The organism is Flavonifractor sp., from assembly GCF_019422385.1.
Lineage (GTDB): Bacteria > Bacillota > Clostridia > Oscillospirales > Oscillospiraceae > Flavonifractor > Flavonifractor avistercoris.
Genome location: NZ_JAHZDL010000013.1, coordinates 22,511 through 38,217, shown reverse-complemented (window position 1 = coordinate 38,217; position 15,707 = coordinate 22,511). Strand labels below are relative to the sequence as shown.

The following is a 15,707-nucleotide window of genomic DNA, read 5'->3' as shown; positions in this document are numbered from 1 at the left end:
TTGGCGTCCCGCTTGAGCTCGATGACCACCCGCATGCCGTTGCGGTCGGACTCGTCCCGGATGTCGGAGATGCCCTCCAGCCGCTTGTCCTCCACCTGGTCGGCCATGTTCTTGATGAGCATGCGCTTGTTGACCTGGTAGGGGATCTCGGTGACGATGATGCGGGTGCGGTTGTTGCCGAACTCCTCAAACTCGGTGCGGGCCCGGACGCAGATGCGCCCCCGGCCGGTGGCGTAGGCCGCCCGGATGCCGGAGCGGCCCATGATGATGCCCTTTGTGGGGAAGTCGGGGCCCTTCACGTGCTCCATCAGATCGGACAGCTCCGCCTCCGGGTTGTCCAGCACGCAGATGGCCGCGTCCACCACCTCCCGCAGGTTGTGGGGGGGAATGTTGGTAGCCATGCCCACGGCGATGCCGCTGGAGCCGTTGACCAGCAGGTTTGGAAACCGGCTGGGGAGCACCCGGGGCTCCTTCCGGCTCTCGTCGAAGTTGGGATCCCAGTCCACCGTGTCCTTCTCGATGTCGCGGAGCATCTCGTCGGCGATCTTGGCCATGCGGGCCTCGGTGTAACGGTAGGCGGCCGGGGGATCGCCGTCGATGGAGCCGAAGTTGCCGTGGCCGTCCACCAGGGGGTAGCGCATGGAGAAGTCCTGGGCCAGGCGCACCAGGGCGTCGTACACGGACTGGTCTCCGTGGGGGTGGTAGCGGCCCAGCACGTCGCCCACGCAGGTGGCCGACTTCTTGAAGGGCTTGTCGGCGGTCAGGTTGTCCTCATACAGGGCGTAGAGGATCCGCCGGTGGACGGGCTTCAGGCCGTCCCGCACGTCGGGCAGGGCGCGGCCCACGATGACGCTCATGGCGTACTCGATATAGGACTGCTCCATCTCGTGCACCAGGTAGGAGGTCTCGATCTTCTGGTCGGGGAAGCGGATCTCCTCCGGGTCGTACTGCGGTTTTTTACTCATGTATGGTTATCCTCCTTCAGAGGCGTTTTCATGGTAGGGGCGCACCTGTGTGTGCGCCCGGATTTCCGGGACGGGCCGACACGCAGGTCGGCCCCTACGGGTTTCAGAATGCCGGCCCGCATTTTCCCGCTCCTTAATAGTCCAGGTTCACCGCGTACTTTGCGTTTTTCTCGATGAACTCCTTGCGGGGCTCCACCTTCTCGCCCATGAGGATGGTGAAGGTCTCGTCGGCGGCCACGGCGTCGTCCAGCTCGATGCGCTTGAGGGTGCGCCGCTCCGGGTCCATGGTGGTCTCCCACAGCTCGTGGGGGTTCATCTCGCCCAGGCCCTTGAAGCGGGAGATGTCCACCTTGGCGTTGGGGTTGTCCCCCCGCAGCTCGGCGGAGATGGCGTCCCGCTCCTCCTCGGAGAAGGCCAGGCGGGTGGTCTTGCCCCGGCTCAGCTTGAACAGGGGGGGCACGGCGGCGTAGACGTAGCCGTGCTCGATCAGGGGCCGCATGAAGCGGAAGAAGAAGGTGAGCAGCAGGGTGCGGATGTGGGAGCCGTCCACATCGGCATCGGCCATGATGATCACCTTGTGGTAGCGCAGCTTGTTCAGATCAAACTCGTCCCCGATGCCGGCGCCCAGGGCGGTGATCACAGGCTGCAGCTTGTCGTTGCCGTAGACCTTGTCGGCCCGGGCCTTCTCCACGTTGAGCATTTTGCCCCACAGGGGGAGGATGGCCTGGAAGCGGCTGTCCCGGCCCTGGGTGGCGGAGCCGCCGGCGGAGTCGCCCTCGACGATATACAGCTCGGTGAGCTCCGGGTTGACCTCGTTGCAGTCCCGCAGCTTGTCGGGCATGGCGGCGCCGCCCAGGGCGGTCTTGCGGCGCACCGACTCCCGGGCCTTTCTGGCGGCCTCCCGGGCCCGGTTTGCCATGAGGGCCTTCTCCAGGATGGCCTTGCCCACTGCCGGGTTCTCCTCCAGGTACTCGGAGAGCTTCTCGGTGACGATGTTATTCACCAGGGTGCGGATTTCACTGTTGCCCAGCTTGGCCTTGGTCTGGCCCTCGAACTGGGCCTCAGTGAGCTTGACGGAGATGACGCAGGCGATGCCCTCCCGGCAGTCCTCGCCGGACACCTTCTCATCGTCCTTGAGGAGCTTCATCTTCCTGCCATAGGCATTGAGCACAGTGGTCAGGGCCCGCTTGAAGCCCTCCTCGTGCATGCCGCCCTCGGGGGTGTGGACGTTGTTGGCGAAGGACACGATGGTCTCGTTGTAGCCGTCGTTGTACTGGAAGGCCACCTCCGCCATGGAGTCCTCCTTCTGGCCGGACATGTAGATCACGTCCGGGTGGATGGGATCCTTGGAGCGGTTGATAAAGGACACGAACTCCCGGATGCCGCCGGCGTAGTGCATGGTGTCCTCCTGCTCCCGGCCGGGGCGGGCGTCGATGGTGTGGATGCGCAGGCCGGCGTTGAGGAAGGCCTCCTCCCGCATGCGGGTGTGGATGGTGTCGTAGCTGTACTCGGTGACCTCGAACATCTCGGGGTCGGGCTTGAAGGTGACCTCGGTGCCGTGGCGGTCGGTGTCCCCCACCACCTGCATGGGCTGGGTCACCTTGCCCCGGGAGAACTTCATCTCATAGATCTTCCCGTCCTTGTGCACCCGCACCGTCAGCCACTCGGAGAGGGCGTTGACCACGCTGGCGCCCACGCCGTGGAGGCCGCCGGACACCTTGTACCCGCCGCCGCCGAACTTGCCGCCGGCGTGGAGGATGGTGAACACCACCTCCAGGGCGGGCAGGCCGGTCTGGGGCTGGATGTCCACGGGGATGCCGCGGCCGTTGTCCACCACGGTGATCACGTCCCCGTCGCCGATGGTGACGGTGATCTCGTCGCAGTAGCCCGCCAGGGCCTCGTCGATGGAGTTGTCCACAATCTCATACACCAGGTGGTGCAGGCCGCTCTCCGACGTGGAGCCGATATACATGCCCGGGCGCTTGCGGACGGCCTCCAGGCCCTCCAGCACCTGAATCTCGGAGCCGCCGTACTCGTGCTCCACCTGGGTGGGGTTGTGCTCAAATGTCTCTGCCATGGAAAAACCTCCAATTGGGAATATGGCCGGGCAGCCAAGGGCCGCCCCCGCGAAGGGCCCGCGGGAGCCGCCTTTGGCGGCCCGAATCTGTTCTCACTTATTCAAAGCTGTTGCTCTCCGCCCGCCGCAGCAGGGTGGCCGGGGAGAGCTGGGACAGGTAGATCCGCTCCTCTCCCCCCCGGTGGCGGCACAGGACAAAGGACTTGGGCAGGTCGCCGCTGGCGTTCACCACCCGGCCGGCCCGCTCCGCCCCCTCCAGAAAGGCGCGGGTGACGCGGGAGGAGCTGGTGTTGTCCAGATCAAACACCCCCAGCACGTCCCGGTAGGGCACCACCACCCCCTGGCCCAGGTGCAGGTACATCAGCCTCCCCTCCTGTCCTTGACCACCCGGGGGCTCCACAGCCGCTTCCACAGCCGCCAGCCCAGCAGGGTGCCCAGCAGCGCAAAGGCCGCCGGCACGCCGGGGACAAACAGCAGCTGGGTCACCGGGGAGACATCAGACTCCCACACGCTCAGCCGCCCCGCCGTCACCAGCGCCGTGATGGCCGCCACCGCCAGCGGCGGCAGCACCTTCCACCACTTCCGCCTGGTGAAGCGGCACACCAGATACTCCGGGATCAGCCCCGCCAGCAGCGGCAGGACGCAGAAAATGGCAATGTAGATGGGCATAGGGTTCTCCTTTTTTTGCTCGGGTGGTTGAGTTCTCACCAATCTGGGACGGATCTCCCGGCGCGGTATGTCAATTGCCAGACTCGTAGGGGCGGATATCATCCGCCCGTATCCGTTACCGGGTGCCCCCGGGGGACGGGCCTGCCCGGCCGGGGCGCCGCTTTTGATGTCAAAAGCGGCGGGAAAACCACCAGGGCCTGCGGGCCCTGGACCCGGAGCCCATGGCGGCGGTGGGCTGTACGGACAGGGTAAAGACCGGGCAGGCATTGCCGCCCGTCCTATTGGCAGTTACGTCACAGGCGCTGCCGCGCCCCGGTCAGCACGCATCGGGATTACCCCGCAAGCCCTGAAAGCTGCTGCGCTGTACCGGCCTGGCCCGCCGGGCCGCCGTCGGTGCCATGCATCCGAAAAACTTTGGCGGGTATGGTAGTTATCCGTAGGGGCGACCTGTGGTCGCCCGCCGCGCAGGCGTCTGCCGGGAGGCTGCGGCCTCCGCAAAACCAACGTGTATCCCGCACCAATCAGGAAACCAGCTGTCCGTCCCGGATGCGGAAGGTCTTCCCCTCCCCCAGGCGGTCCAGCCCCACGTCCTCACAGCAGGTGATGAACACCTGCCCGCCGGTGATGCGCCGGAGGACAAACTCCTGCCGCCGCTGATCCAGCTCGGAGAGCACGTCGTCCAGCAGGAGGACGGGCCACTCCCCGGTCTCGTGGAAAAAGATCTCCCGGCTGGCCAGCTTGAGGGACAAGGCGGCGGTGCGGGTCTGGCCCTGGGAGGCGAAGGCCTTGGCGCTCACCCCGTCCAGCTCCACGGTGAGATCGTCCTTGTGGGGGCCGGACAGGCACTGCCGGGCCTCCAGCTCGGCCTTGCGGTGGCTCTCCTGGTGGGAGAGCAGCTGGGCGAGGATCTGCCTGGGGCTCCCCTCCGGATCGGTGACGGTGGACACCGTCTCATACCGGAGATCCAGCCGCTCCCGCCCGCCGGAGAAGTCCCGGTGGATGGGGGGCGTCACCTCCCGCAGGCGCTTGACGAAGTGGGCCCGGTAGTGGATGAGCAGGGCGCCGGTCTGGGCCATGCGCAGGTTGAACTCGTCCAGGGTGTCCAGCAGGGAGGGGTGCTCCTCCCAGTCCCGGAGTATGCGGGTCTTGTGCTCATAGAGCCGCCGGTACTCCGCCAGGGCCTCGGCATACTTGGGCCGCAGCTGGCAGATGCAGGTGTCCAGGAACCGCCGGCGGGTGGCCGCCCCCTCCCGGATGAGGTACAGATCCTCCGGGCAGAAGAGCACGGTGTTGAGCACCCCGGACAGCTCCCCGGCGGACTTGAGCCGCACCCCGTTGGAGAAGAGCTGCCGCCGCACCCCCCGGCCCAGCCGGGCCTCCAGGGTGAAGTCCCGCCCCCGGGCGGACACCTCCCCCTTGACGAAGGCGTGCTCCACCCCAAACTGGATGAGCTCCTTGTCGTACCGGGCCCGGTGGGAGGAGGCGGTGGACAGGTAGGCGATGGCCTCCAGCAGGTTGGTCTTGCCCTGGGCGTTCTCCCCGCAGATCACGTTGACCCCCGGGGCAAACCGGGCCTCCAGATGGAGGTAGTTGCGGAAAAAGTCCAGGGTGAGGGCGCGGACGATCATACCAGCGTGAGCTCCACCCCGTCCAGCGACACCCGGTCGCCGGGCCGGAGCTTGCGCCCCCGCTGGGTGCAGACCTCCCCGTTGACGGCCACCTCCCCGGCCTGGATGCGCTCCTTGGCCTCCCCGCCGGTGGAGGTGAGGCCCTCAAACTTCAAGAGCCCCTCTAACTTAATAAAATCCGTGTGAATGTGAACCTCTCGCGTCTCCATAACGACAACCTTTTTGAAAAAATTGATAATTGAAAATGGATCATGGACAATTTGGCTTGCTACAGCAGGGACTGAAGAATCCCATACACCTCCGGCAGGGCCCGCTTCAGGGCCACGGGGCGGCCCTTGGCCCGGTCGTAGAAGAAGTGGCCGGAGGTGCCCTCCGCCTTCAGCTCTCCGGTGGTGGTCTCCACCATGCGGTAGCCCAGCTCCAGCTTGGCGGGGGACAGGTGGTTGATGGTCAGGGTGATGGCCACCTCCTCCCCGAAGCGGGTCATGGAGCGGTACTTGCAGGACACGTCGGTGAGGGCGAAGTCGATGCCCGCGTCCACGGCCCTGGCATAGGGGAAGCCGATCTGATCCATGAAGTCGGTGCGGGCCTCCTCCATCCAGGCAATATAGTTGCCGTGCCAGACGATGTTCATGCCGTCGGTCTCATAGAAGTGGGGCCGGCGGAGGTAGGGTTTGATCTCCATGTTATTCCCCCGCCTTCAGCCGCACGGGCAGCACCATGTAGAGGAAGTTCTCCTCCCCCTCGGTGGGCAGGATGACGCAGGGGGACACGCCGGTGGTCAGCTCCAGCCGCACCCTGTCCGCCGGGGCGGCCTTGAGGGCGTCCATCAGGTACTTGTTGTTGAAGCCGATCTCCAGCCCGCCGCCGTCCCCCTCCAGGGGGCACTCGTCGTAGGCGTCGCCGATGGCGGTCTTGGTGGAGATCTTCAGCAGGTTGTGGTCAAAGGTGCAGCGCAGGGGGCTTTTCAGCTTGTCGCTGATGATCAGGCTCACCCGGTCGATGGAGGAGAGCAGGGCCCGGGTATCCCCCACCACGTGGATGGTGTTGTTGCGGGGGATGGCCTGGCGGTAGGCCAGGAACTCCCCCTCCAGCCGGCGGGACACCAGCATGGTGGAGCCAACCTTGAACATGACGTGGCGGGCGCCCTGGATGATCTGGGCGGGCTCATCCACGTCGGAGCAGATCTTCTCTACCTCGGACAGGGCGGCGCCGGGCACCACGAAGGAGAAGGACTCCGCCCCCTCCTTTTTGTCGATGGCCTCGTGCCGCAGGGCCAGGCGGTAGCCGTCCACCGACACGATGGTGAGCCCCTTGTCGTCCGCCTCAAACAGGGAGCCGGTGTGGATGGGGCGGCTCTCGTTGTCGCTGACAGCGAACAGGGTCTGGCCGATCATGGCGCGCAGCTTGGCCTGGGACAGGGTGATGGTGTTCTGGTACTCCACGGTGGGCAGCTCGGGGAACTCCTCCGGGTCGGTGCCCAGGATGTTGAACTCGCTCATGCCGCAGGTGATGTTGACCATATAGTGGTCGGCGCGGAAGGTGACGATGTCGTCGGGCAGCTTGCGGATGATGTCGCCGAACAGGCGGGCGCCCAGCACCAGGGTGCCCTCTTCCTGGATGTCGGCGGGCACCACGGTGCGGATGCCGGTCTCCAGGTTGTAGCCGGTGAGGCGCAGTTCATTGCCTGCCTCCAGCAGGATGCCCTCCAGGGCGGGAATGGAGCTCTTTGGAGACACGGCCCTGGAGGTGGTGGAGATGGCGGCCTGCAGCAGAGCCTTTTCACAGGAGAATTTCATGGAAGGGTGACCTCCGTTCATAGGATGGCGATCTCCCGGGAGAGGAGGGGGATCAGATCGTAATAGTAGACCGTAGGGAAATTTTTTGTGGAAAAAGCCCGGAATATGCTGGGCGGCAGGGCTTTGCCCGTCCACAGGGTATGTGGAGGCGTCCCGCCGCTTTCCACACGGGGGACAGCGGCGGCCTGTTTGTCCACACAGGGTTGTCCACATTCCCACAAAAAGCCGTGGAAATGTGGACAGCGGTTATTCATACCGGGCGTTGATGTTGGCGTTGATGTCCTTGATGACCTCGGCCACCTCGGGGGACTGCTTGGTCAGCTTCTCGATGCGGTCGATGGAGTGCATGACGGTGGTGTGATCTCGGTTGTCAAACTCCTTGCCGATCTCCTTCAGGGACAGGTTGGTCATGCGCCGGATCTGGTACATGGCGATCTGCCGGGCCAGGGCGGTGTCCTTGGTGCGGCCCTGCCCCCGGATGGCGTCGGGGTCGATGCCGTAGAACTTGCCCACCTCGTCGATGATGATCTCCGGCGAGGGGAGGAAGTCGGCCTTGTCCTTGAACATGTCCCGCACCGCCCGGGTGACGGTGTCCACGTCCACGCTCTCCCCCATCAGCTCCTGGAAGGCCAGGATCTTGTTGACGGTGCCCTCGATCTGCCGCACGTTGGAGGTGATGTTCTCCGCGATATACTGGAGCACCGGGTCGGGCAGGTTCATGCCCCGGCGGATGGCCTTGTTCTTGATGATGGCAACCCGGGTCTCGTAGTCCGGGGGCTGGATGTCCACGGGCAGGCCCCACTCAAACCGGGTGCGCAGCCGGTCGTCCAGCCGCAGCATCTCCTTGGGGGGGCGGTCGGCGGTGAAGACGATCTGCCGGCCCGCCTCGTACAGGGTGTTGAAGGTGTGGAACATCTCCTCCTGGGTGGACTCACGGCCGGCGATGAACTGCACGTCGTCCATCAGGAACACGTCGGCGGAGCGGTACTTCTCCCGGAACTCCGGATTGCGCCCCTCCCGGATGGCCTGGATGAGCTCGTTGGTGAAGGAGTCGCCCTTGATGTAGACGATGCGGTACTCCGGATGGTTCTGGTGGATCTTGTGGGCGATGGCGTAGAGCAGGTGGGTCTTGCCCAGGCCGGACTCGCCGTAGATGAACAGGGGGTTGTAGGTCTGGGCCGGATGCTCCGCCACCGCCAGGGCCGCCGCGTGGGCGAACTTGTTGGACGAGCCCACCACGAACCGCTCAAAGGTGTACTCCTCCGTGCCGGGGAGGAACAGCTCGTCGGTCTTCTTCTCGCCGAAGTCCTCCAGCTCCCCCTCCCCCAGCACCACCACCTCAAAGTCGGCGGAGAACAGCTCGTGCAGCGCCTTCTGGATGGCGGGCAGGTAGCGGGACACGATGATGTCCCGCTTGAAGTTGGTGGGGGTGTGGAGAATAAACCGGTTGGCCTCCAGAGCCACCGGCACGGCGTCGTCAAACCAGGTGTTGATGGTGGTGGCGGTCATGTCCCCCTCCGTCTCCATCAGAGAGAGCACCTTGGCCCAGATGTCGGCCGGGAAATTCACGAAAAGACCACCTCTTTTGAAAAATATCACAGCACTTCATTATACCAAAAATTCCGCCTCCGCGCAACAGATACTATTATAAAAAAGAAACTCTTTTTGGCTGGGGATATTGTGGGGCGCGGCATCCCTGACGCGCCGCCTGCCTTCCCCAGTGCGCACACCGGGGCGGATGAGGGGTTCCCGGATGCCCGCCCAGCCGCCGCTATCCGTGGGGCGCGACGACTCGGCGCGCCGTCCGTAGGGGCGGCCTGTGCTCGCCCGTCTGGCGGGGCCCCCGCGCGGGGCGGGCCTGCCTGACCTGTCCACAAGATCTGGTATTCCCCGGGGAAGGCCGGCCCAAACGGGAAAAAAGATTGCAAAAAGGGAGTTGACAGGGCATTTTGGAATAGGCTATAATATCATCTGCATCGTATGGGCATCCATGGTGTAAAGCAGTTTTCTTTGACGACCGCAGCCGCAAGGCTGTTGTGGTGGGCGGCTCTGCCGCCGGATTACAGGACAGGAGGTGTACCGAAATGGTTCGTACCTATCAGCCCAAGAAGCGTCAGCGCTCCAAGGAGCACGGGTTCCGCAAGCGGATGCGCACTGCCAACGGCCGCAAGGTTCTGGCTCGCCGCCGCGCGAAGGGCCGCGCCCGTCTGACCCACTGATGGTCAGAGAAACGGAATAGGGCATTTCAGAGGGGCGGGGGAGCTTTTCCCACCGCCCCTGCGAAGCATACGCAGAAAAAGGGGGCGGGAGACGTGGAGCACACGGTTTCGCTGAAACTCAATCACGTATTCCGCCGCCTGTACGGCAGGGGCAAGAGCGCGGTGAACCCGTGCCTGGCCCTGTACTGCCGCAGGAACAACCTGGGCTACAGCCGTCTGGGCCTCACCGTGGGGGTGAAGCTGGGCAAGGCGGTGGTGCGCAACCGCACCCGCCGCCGCATCAGGGAGGCCTATCGTCTCCACGAGCACCAGTTCCTCCCCGGCTACGACCTGGTGGTGGTGGCCCGGGTGAAGGCGGGGCACAGCCGCTACCGGGAGATCGAGCGCAGCCTGCTCTCCCTGGCGGACAGGCTGGGCCTGCTGCGAAAAGAGGGAGCGTAAGTGAAGCGCCTGCTTCTGGCCCTCATCAGGGGCTACCGCAAATACATCTCCCCGGCCCGTCCCCCCTGCTGCCGCTTTATCCCCACCTGCTCGGCCTACGCCCTGGAGGCGGTGGAGAAATACGGCGCGTGGAAGGGGGGGCTTCTGGCCCTGCGCCGCCTGCTGAAATGCCACCCGTTTCACCGGCAGAAATCCATCGAGTACGACCCGGTTCCGTGAGGAACCAAGAAGTAGTAAAGTAACTTGGAGGCGCGCAAATGGATATTATCCTATCCCCTTTTGTCTGGCTGCTGGAGTGGTTTAACAGCTGGTTCAACAGCTACGGCCTGGCCCTGATCCTTTTCGCCGTGGTGGTCAAGGTGGTGCTGTTCCCCCTCTCTCTCAAGGGCAAGCGCAGCATGATCCAGATGAACATGCTCTCCGGACAGATGCAGAAGCTGCAGAAGCAGTACGGCAACAACCGGGAGCGGTACAATCTGGAGGTGCAGAAGCTCTACGAGAAGGAGAAGGTCAACCCCATGGGCGGCTGCCTGTGGTCTTTCATTCCCCTGATCATCCTGATGGTGCTCTACCCCATCATCCGGGAGCCCATCCACTACATGATGGGCATCAACGACGCCAACGCCCTCAACGCCATCGCCCAGACCGTCAACTGGGGCAGTGTGGCCGTGGACAACGGCTGGATCCGCGAGGCGGCGGACACCTTTGCCAACACCGCCTACAACCAGCTGTACCTGTCCTCCCTGATCACGCCGGACAACCTGTCCGCCGTGCAGTCCGCCGCCACCGCCGCCGGCGCGGCCGGGCAGAACATCTTCTCCATCAACTTTGATTTCCTGGGTCTCATCGACCTGTCCCAGATCCCCAAGCTCCAGTTCTGGACCATGGAGGGCGGCTTCGGCCTGTTCCTGCTGCCCGTCATCTCCGCCGGCTCCAGCGTGGTCTTCTCCCTCATCTCCATGAAGACCAATGCCATCAACAAGCAGGCCCAGCAGGCCAACAACAACGCCAGCATGCGGACCATGATGATCGTCTCCCCCCTCATCTCCCTGTGGATCGGCTTCACCATGCCCGCCGCCCTGTGCGTGTACTGGATTGCCAACAACCTGCTGTCCATGCTGCAGGAGTTCATCTGCGGCCGGCTGCTGAAGAAGGACTATGAGAAGGCCGCCGCCGCCCAGGCCGAGCGCGAGCGCCTGGAAAAGGAAGAGGAGAAGGAGGAGCGCCGCCGCAAGGCCGAGGAGCGCGCCCGCCGCATCGAGGAGGCCAAGCTCAACAAGGGCAAGAAGAAAAAGGCTGAGAAGAAGGACGAGGACGACGACAAGATCCCCGGCTCCGTCAAGGAGAACAGCCGGGTGGGCATGCGCCAGTACGCCCGCGGCCGGGCCTACGACCCCTACCGCTACAGCGAGGACGGCCCCACCCCCTACCCCGGCGAGGAGCCCATCTTCCCGCCCCGGGCCGACTCCCGGGAGCTGAAGCGGGAGGCTCACGAGGTGGAGGAGGAGCTGCGGGAGCTCCGCACCGACGAGGCCATTGAGGAGACCATCCTCACCGGTGAGATCCCCGCCCCCGAGACGGACAGCCAGCCCGACGCCCAGCCCGGCGAGGCCCCCGCCCCCCAGGCGGAGGAGAGCACGCCGGCGGAGGGCGGCGACGACACCAAAACCGACGGCGAGTCCGGCAAGTGACGGCTGGCCGCTTTCATAAGGAGAGATGCCATTTATGCTGAAATGGATCGAGAGCACCGGCAAGACGGAGGACGCCGCCATTGAGGCCGCCCTCCAGAAGCTGGGCCTGGACAGGGACGACGTGTCGGTGGAGGTGCTGGAGCGGGCCAAGTCCGGCTTCCTGGGCATCGGCAGCTGCCCGGCCAAGGTAAAGGTGACCTACGAGGCCCCCGACGAGCCGGAGGAGGCCCCCGCGCCGGAGCCGGTGCGGGAGGAGCCCCGGCCCGCCCCCCAGGCGGAGCGCCGCCCCGCCCCGGAGAAGAAGCCCGCGCCGGAGAAGAAGCCTGCCCCGGAGCGCCCCGCCGAGCCCGCCGCCGCGGCCCCGGCCGCGGACGACGAGAAGGCCGCCAAGATCGACGCCTTCCTCACCGGCCTGCTGGAGCACATGGGCGCCGACGCCCGCCCGGTGGTGAAGGTGGATGAGAACGGCACCTACCAGGTGGAGCTGGTGGGCCAGGAGCTGGGCAGCCTGATCGGCCGCCGGGGCGAGACCCTGGACGCCATCCAGCAGCTCACCGGCTACGCGGTCAACCACGGCCAGTCCAGGCGGGTGCGCATCCATGTGGACGCCGAGGGCTACCGCGCCAAGCGGGAGGAGTCCCTGGTGCGCCTGGCCAAAAAGACCGCCGCCAAGGCGGTGAAGTACCGCCGCAACGTGACCCTGGAGCCCATGAACGCCTATGAGCGGCACGTGATCCACACCGCCCTCCAGGAGACCCCGGACGTGACCACCTACTCCATCGGCACCGAGCCCAACCGCCGTACCGTGGTGGCCTACAGCCGCGGGGAGCACCGATAAGCAGTATGAAAAGGGCGCCCGGCCGGGCGCCCTTTTTCCACAGAAGGCCGGGGATTTCCGGAGACCGCGGGCCGGCACATAGGCCGGCCCCTACAGGGAAATCTGAAATCGTTCTTCTGTAGGGGCGCACCTGCGTGTGCGCCCGCCGCGCCCTTTGCCAGAGAGGAGATCGACCGTGAACAAAACCGAACTGCTCAACAAGCTCTCCCGGGACAGTGAGGAGCGGCTGCTGCTGGCCCGGACGCTGGACAGGCTGGAGCTGGCCCGCACCCGCAATATCCCGGCCTGCACCGGCTTTTTATCCCCACAGGAGCGGGCGAGTGTGGAAAACCTGCTGGGCGCCTCCGGCCATCCGGCCCACCTGTTCTACGGCGGGTACGAGGGGGCCGAGCGCACGGTGTGCGCCTTCCTCCCAGACTGGCTGGAGGGGGCGGACTGGGCCGCCGACCCGGACAGCTGCCCCGTGCGGGCCATCCGCTGCACCTGGAGCGGGGTCAGCCTGAGCCACCGGGACTTCCTGGGCGCCATCCTGGGCCTGGGCCTGGATCGGGAGAAGGTGGGCGACCTGCTGGTGGGGGACGGCGTGTGCGACATCCTGGCGCTGGAGGAGATCACCGGCTTCCTGCTTCTCCACCTGGAGCAGGCGGGCCGTGCAAAACTCAAGGCCGCCCCCCTGCCCCTGGACAGGCTGGAGCCCCCGGAGGTGAAGGTGAAGGCCATCCGGGACACCGTCAGCTCCCTGCGGCTGGACGCGGTGGCCGCCTCAGGCTTCTCCCTGTCCCGGGGGAGGGCGGCGGAGCTGATCTCCTCGGGGAAATTCCAGCTCAACCACCGGGAGTGCACCAAGCCCGACCGCCCCGTGGCGGAGGGGGACGTGCTCAGCTGCCGCGGCCTGGGCAAGTGCGCCGTCAAGACCGTGGGCGGCCCCTCCAAAAAGGGGCGCATCATGATAGAACTGGAGCGATATGTGTAATGGAACAGGCAAAGATCGACCGCATCAACGAGCTGGCCAGGAAGGCCAAGAGCGAGGAGGGCCTGACCCCGGCGGAGATGGTGGAGCGGGATCTGCTCCGCCAGGAGTACATCGCCGCCTACCGGGACAACCTCATCGCCCAGCTGGAGAACACCTACATCGTGGAGCCCGACGGCACCAAGCACAAGCTGGGCAAAAGGCCCGACTGAACCGACAGCGCCGCCCTCTGCATGAGGGCGGCGCTGTTTAGCTTACTGCTGAAGCTTGTTGATGTAGCGATAGATCGTAACCTCTGTGGTCTTAAGGGCGGCGGCCAGCTCTGTGATGGCTCCCTTGACCAAAAAGATGCCCTTCTCGTCCAGAGAGCGCACCACCTCCATCTTCTCCTGGTAGCTCAGGCGGGTGGGCTCCACGCCGTAGCGGTCCAGCTCCTCCCGGATGGCGTTGGTGACCAGACCCTCCACTGACACCTCAAAGCTGTTGAAAAAGGAATCCCTCGGCTTGGCGTCGTAGGGGTGGCTGCCGGAGATCATGGTATTCAGCATGTCGCGCATCTCCACCAGACGCTCCACATTGACGTTGATGGTGATCATGCCCCTCAGCTTCTGCTGCGGGTTGTTCTTCAGGAAAAAGGTGGCGGATTTCAGCTTGTGCTTGCTGCGGGACAGGGCCCGGTAGTTGACGATGAACTCCTCCTTCTCGTAGACATGGGACTCCAGAAACTTCCGTTCCAGAGAGCGCATCTCACTGCCGGGTACCATCTCCTCGTCCATGGGGTTGAGCACCTGATAGACCAGCCGGTCCTCCACATCGTACAGAATGATCTCAGCATCAGGCCCCAGCATCTCAGAAAAAAAGCGCATCAGGGGGAGAACAGACTCCAAATGTTCTTTCCGCTCCATTGCGACCTCACCTCTTATATAGTTTACTCGAAATGGAGTAGATTGTCCAGAGAAAAGGATAGATAACGCCCGGCCGGTTTTCTCCGGCCGGGCGCAGCAATCAGAATTTTATGATGCCGACAAGCTGAAGGAACATAAAGACCAGAGCGATGGGTGCGATGAATTTAATGGTAATGGAGTAATAACGGTTAAATTTGATGCCGTCGCCGATGTTGATCTCCTCCAGAAGGGTCTTGGGCTTGAGGATCCAGCCCACCAGGATGACCATGAGCAGAGCGCCCAGGGGCAGCAGAATGGCGGATACCAAGGTGTCGTTGACAAAGTCGAAGATGTTGCTCCCAAAGATCGAAATATGGGAGAGGGGACCAAAGGACATCATCAGGAAGGTTCCGATAACAAATACCACACCTGCAATAATCCAAGTGGAAATTTTCCGGTTCATCTTGAGTTCGTCTACGAAGTAGCCTACGATTGCCTCCATAATGCAGATGGTGGAGGTGAGGCAGGCGAAGAACAGCATGATGAAGAAGACGGTGGCGAACACCATGCCAAGGTTCATCTGCGCGAAGATGGCGGGCAGGGTGATGAACACCAGCGGGGGGCCCATGCCGGCCTCGATATTGAACGCAAACGCGGCGGGGAAGATGATCAGGCCGAACAGGACGGCGGCGCTTGTGTCGCCGATGCCGACCATCAGGGTGCTGCTGCCGATGGTCTTTTTCCGGTCCAAATAGGAGCCGTAGACGACCAGATTGCCACAGCCCACACCCAGGGAGAAGAAGCCCTGGCCGATAGCAGCCATGACCGCTTCTGCATCCAGACTGGAGAAGTCGGGGATCAGGTAGAACTCCAGGCCCTTTTCCGCGCCGGGCAGGAGGATGGAGCGGATGGCCAGGAAGATGATCATGACGAACATGATGGGAAGCAGGACGTTGCACACCTTCTCAATACCGCCTTTGACGCCCCGCAGGACGATGAAGGTGGTGATGAGCAACATGACCGCCAGCCACAGGATCATCTGGAAGGGGTTTGCGGTGAAGTTGCCGAACATGGTGGTGATCTCGTCGCCAGACATGCCGTTATAAGCACCGGTAATGGATTTAAAGAGATAGGCCACCGTCCAGCCCGCGATGCCGCAGTAGAAGGACAGGGTCAGCACCAGAGAAATGACGCCGATAATACCAAGCAGATACCACTTTTTCCCCGGAAGTAGCTTTTTCAGGGCCGTGGTATAGCTGGCGCCGGTTTTACGCCCGATGGCGTACTCCGTCATCAGGACCGGGCCGGAGACCAGTAACAGGGCGATTAGATAGACCACGATGAAGGCCGCGCCGCCGTGGCGGCCCACCAGATAGGGGAACTTCCAGATGTTCCCCAGGCCGATGGCGCCGCCCATGGAGGCCAGAACGAACGAAATACGGCTGCCGAACTGTTCACGTTGCTGTTGATTCTGCAGGCTGTTGCTGGGTTCTCCCATGAGTTGTCCCTCCTATCCTCTTTACAGT

At 64.1% G+C, this 15,707-nt stretch carries 18 protein-coding genes; 7 read left to right on the top strand and 11 right to left on the bottom strand.

The window, feature by feature from the left end:
* From QZ378_RS03375 to dnaA, 9 genes are all read right to left on the bottom strand, one after another.
* The coding region (locus tag QZ378_RS03375; protein WP_291257299.1) for a DNA gyrase subunit A at positions 1-965 on the bottom strand (965 nt) is incomplete at its 3' end.
* Positions 966-1,098: 133 nt separating this feature from the next.
* Positions 1,099-3,042 carry a DNA topoisomerase (ATP-hydrolyzing) subunit B gene (gene gyrB, locus QZ378_RS03370; RefSeq protein ID WP_291257298.1) on the bottom strand — a complete coding sequence of 648 codons (1,944 nt, stop codon included), beginning with the start codon at positions 3,040-3,042 and terminating at the stop codon, positions 1,099-1,101.
* A 97-nt stretch (positions 3,043-3,139) separates the two neighbouring features.
* Positions 3,140-3,403 (bottom strand): extracellular matrix regulator RemB, encoded by a 264-nt coding sequence (remB, locus tag QZ378_RS03365; protein ID WP_087239721.1) that lies wholly within the window; start codon positions 3,401-3,403, stop codon positions 3,140-3,142.
* On the bottom strand, positions 3,403-3,711 hold the full coding sequence (locus tag QZ378_RS03360) for a Tat pathway signal protein (RefSeq protein ID WP_191379265.1): 309 nt from the start codon (positions 3,709-3,711) through the stop codon (positions 3,403-3,405). Before QZ378_RS03360 ends, remB begins: the two co-directional genes overlap by 1 nt.
* Before the next feature lie 521 nt (positions 3,712-4,232).
* A complete protein-coding gene (gene recF, locus QZ378_RS03355) occupies positions 4,233-5,339 on the bottom strand; it encodes a DNA replication/repair protein RecF (RefSeq protein ID WP_291257297.1) in 1,107 nt (368 codons plus the stop codon).
* Positions 5,336-5,548: an RNA-binding S4 domain-containing protein gene (locus QZ378_RS03350; RefSeq protein ID WP_087239727.1), complete on the bottom strand. Its 213-nt coding sequence runs from the start codon at positions 5,546-5,548 to the stop codon at positions 5,336-5,338. Before QZ378_RS03350 ends, recF begins: the two co-directional genes overlap by 4 nt.
* 59 nt (positions 5,549-5,607) lie before the next feature.
* A complete protein-coding gene (locus tag QZ378_RS03345; RefSeq protein ID WP_291257296.1) occupies positions 5,608-6,024 on the bottom strand; it encodes a thioesterase family protein in 417 nt (138 codons plus the stop codon).
* 1 nt (position 6,025) lies between these two features.
* The gene (gene dnaN / locus QZ378_RS03340; RefSeq protein WP_291257295.1) at positions 6,026-7,138 is read right to left on the bottom strand and encodes a DNA polymerase III subunit beta; all 1,113 of its coding nucleotides are present in this window, start codon (positions 7,136-7,138) and stop codon (positions 6,026-6,028) included.
* Positions 7,139-7,384: 246 nt separating this feature from the next.
* Positions 7,385-8,707 (bottom strand): chromosomal replication initiator protein DnaA, encoded by a 1,323-nt coding sequence (dnaA, locus tag QZ378_RS03335; protein ID WP_191379260.1) that lies wholly within the window; start codon positions 8,705-8,707, stop codon positions 7,385-7,387.
* 515 nt (positions 8,708-9,222) lie between these two features.
* On the opposite strand from dnaA, the gene rpmH reads away from it, so the two are divergent.
* From rpmH to QZ378_RS03300, 7 genes are all read left to right on the top strand, one after another.
* Positions 9,223-9,357, top strand: a complete 135-nt coding sequence (gene rpmH / locus QZ378_RS03330; protein WP_006570963.1) for a 50S ribosomal protein L34 — start codon at positions 9,223-9,225, stop codon at positions 9,355-9,357.
* A gap of 93 nt (positions 9,358-9,450) precedes the next feature.
* Positions 9,451-9,798, top strand: coding sequence for a ribonuclease P protein component (rnpA, locus tag QZ378_RS03325; RefSeq protein WP_087239735.1), 348 nt, complete (start codon positions 9,451-9,453; stop codon positions 9,796-9,798).
* Positions 9,799-10,017 (top strand): membrane protein insertion efficiency factor YidD, encoded by a 219-nt coding sequence (yidD, locus tag QZ378_RS03320; RefSeq protein ID WP_191379259.1) that lies wholly within the window; start codon positions 9,799-9,801, stop codon positions 10,015-10,017.
* 38 nt (positions 10,018-10,055) lie between these two features.
* A complete protein-coding gene (locus QZ378_RS03315; protein WP_291257294.1) occupies positions 10,056-11,489 on the top strand; it encodes a YidC/Oxa1 family membrane protein insertase in 1,434 nt (477 codons plus the stop codon).
* Positions 11,490-11,523: 34 nt separating this feature from the next.
* Positions 11,524-12,327, top strand: coding sequence for an RNA-binding cell elongation regulator Jag/EloR (gene jag, locus QZ378_RS03310; protein ID WP_291257293.1), 804 nt, complete (start codon positions 11,524-11,526; stop codon positions 12,325-12,327).
* Between the two features lie 175 nt (positions 12,328-12,502).
* Complete coding sequence (locus QZ378_RS03305; protein WP_291257292.1) at positions 12,503-13,300, top strand: YlmH/Sll1252 family protein; 798 nt, start codon at positions 12,503-12,505, stop codon at positions 13,298-13,300.
* A complete protein-coding gene (locus tag QZ378_RS03300) occupies positions 13,300-13,509 on the top strand; it encodes a DUF896 domain-containing protein (RefSeq protein WP_087239743.1) in 210 nt (69 codons plus the stop codon). The genes QZ378_RS03305 and QZ378_RS03300 overlap by 1 nt, the downstream gene beginning before the upstream one ends.
* A gap of 42 nt (positions 13,510-13,551) precedes the next feature.
* Here the strand turns inward: QZ378_RS03300 and QZ378_RS03295 are convergent, their stop codons facing one another.
* Positions 13,552-14,202 carry a helix-turn-helix domain-containing protein gene (locus QZ378_RS03295; protein WP_191379257.1) on the bottom strand — a complete coding sequence of 217 codons (651 nt, stop codon included), beginning with the start codon at positions 14,200-14,202 and terminating at the stop codon, positions 13,552-13,554.
* 100 nt (positions 14,203-14,302) lie between these two features.
* Positions 14,303-15,679 (bottom strand): sodium-dependent transporter, encoded by a 1,377-nt coding sequence (locus QZ378_RS03290; protein WP_291257291.1) that lies wholly within the window; start codon positions 15,677-15,679, stop codon positions 14,303-14,305.
* Positions 15,680-15,707 lie beyond the last annotated feature (28 nt).

Excerpts from the sequence above, each read along its gene's own strand:
- gyrB (WP_291257298.1), bottom strand. The coding sequence starts at position 3,042 with ATGGCAGAGACATTTGAGCACAACCCCACCCAGGTGGAGCACGAGTAC.
- remB (WP_087239721.1), bottom strand. The coding sequence starts at position 3,403 with ATGTACCTGCACCTGGGCCAGGGGGTGGTGGTGCCCTACCGGGACGTG.
- QZ378_RS03360 (WP_191379265.1), bottom strand. The coding sequence starts at position 3,711 with ATGCCCATCTACATTGCCATTTTCTGCGTCCTGCCGCTGCTGGCGGGG.
- recF (WP_291257297.1), bottom strand. The coding sequence starts at position 5,339 with ATGATCGTCCGCGCCCTCACCCTGGACTTTTTCCGCAACTACCTCCAT.
- QZ378_RS03350 (WP_087239727.1), bottom strand. The coding sequence starts at position 5,548 with ATGGAGACGCGAGAGGTTCACATTCACACGGATTTTATTAAGTTAGAG.
- QZ378_RS03345 (WP_291257296.1), bottom strand. The coding sequence starts at position 6,024 with ATGGAGATCAAACCCTACCTCCGCCGGCCCCACTTCTATGAGACCGAC.
- dnaN (WP_291257295.1), bottom strand. The coding sequence starts at position 7,138 with ATGAAATTCTCCTGTGAAAAGGCTCTGCTGCAGGCCGCCATCTCCACC.
- rpmH (WP_006570963.1), top strand. The coding sequence starts at position 9,223 with ATGGTTCGTACCTATCAGCCCAAGAAGCGTCAGCGCTCCAAGGAGCAC.
- QZ378_RS03315 (WP_291257294.1), top strand. The coding sequence starts at position 10,056 with ATGGATATTATCCTATCCCCTTTTGTCTGGCTGCTGGAGTGGTTTAAC.
- jag (WP_291257293.1), top strand. The coding sequence starts at position 11,524 with ATGCTGAAATGGATCGAGAGCACCGGCAAGACGGAGGACGCCGCCATT.
- QZ378_RS03300 (WP_087239743.1), top strand. The coding sequence starts at position 13,300 with ATGGAACAGGCAAAGATCGACCGCATCAACGAGCTGGCCAGGAAGGCC.
- QZ378_RS03295 (WP_191379257.1), bottom strand. The coding sequence starts at position 14,202 with ATGGAGCGGAAAGAACATTTGGAGTCTGTTCTCCCCCTGATGCGCTTT.
- QZ378_RS03290 (WP_291257291.1), bottom strand. The coding sequence starts at position 15,679 with ATGGGAGAACCCAGCAACAGCCTGCAGAATCAACAGCAACGTGAACAG.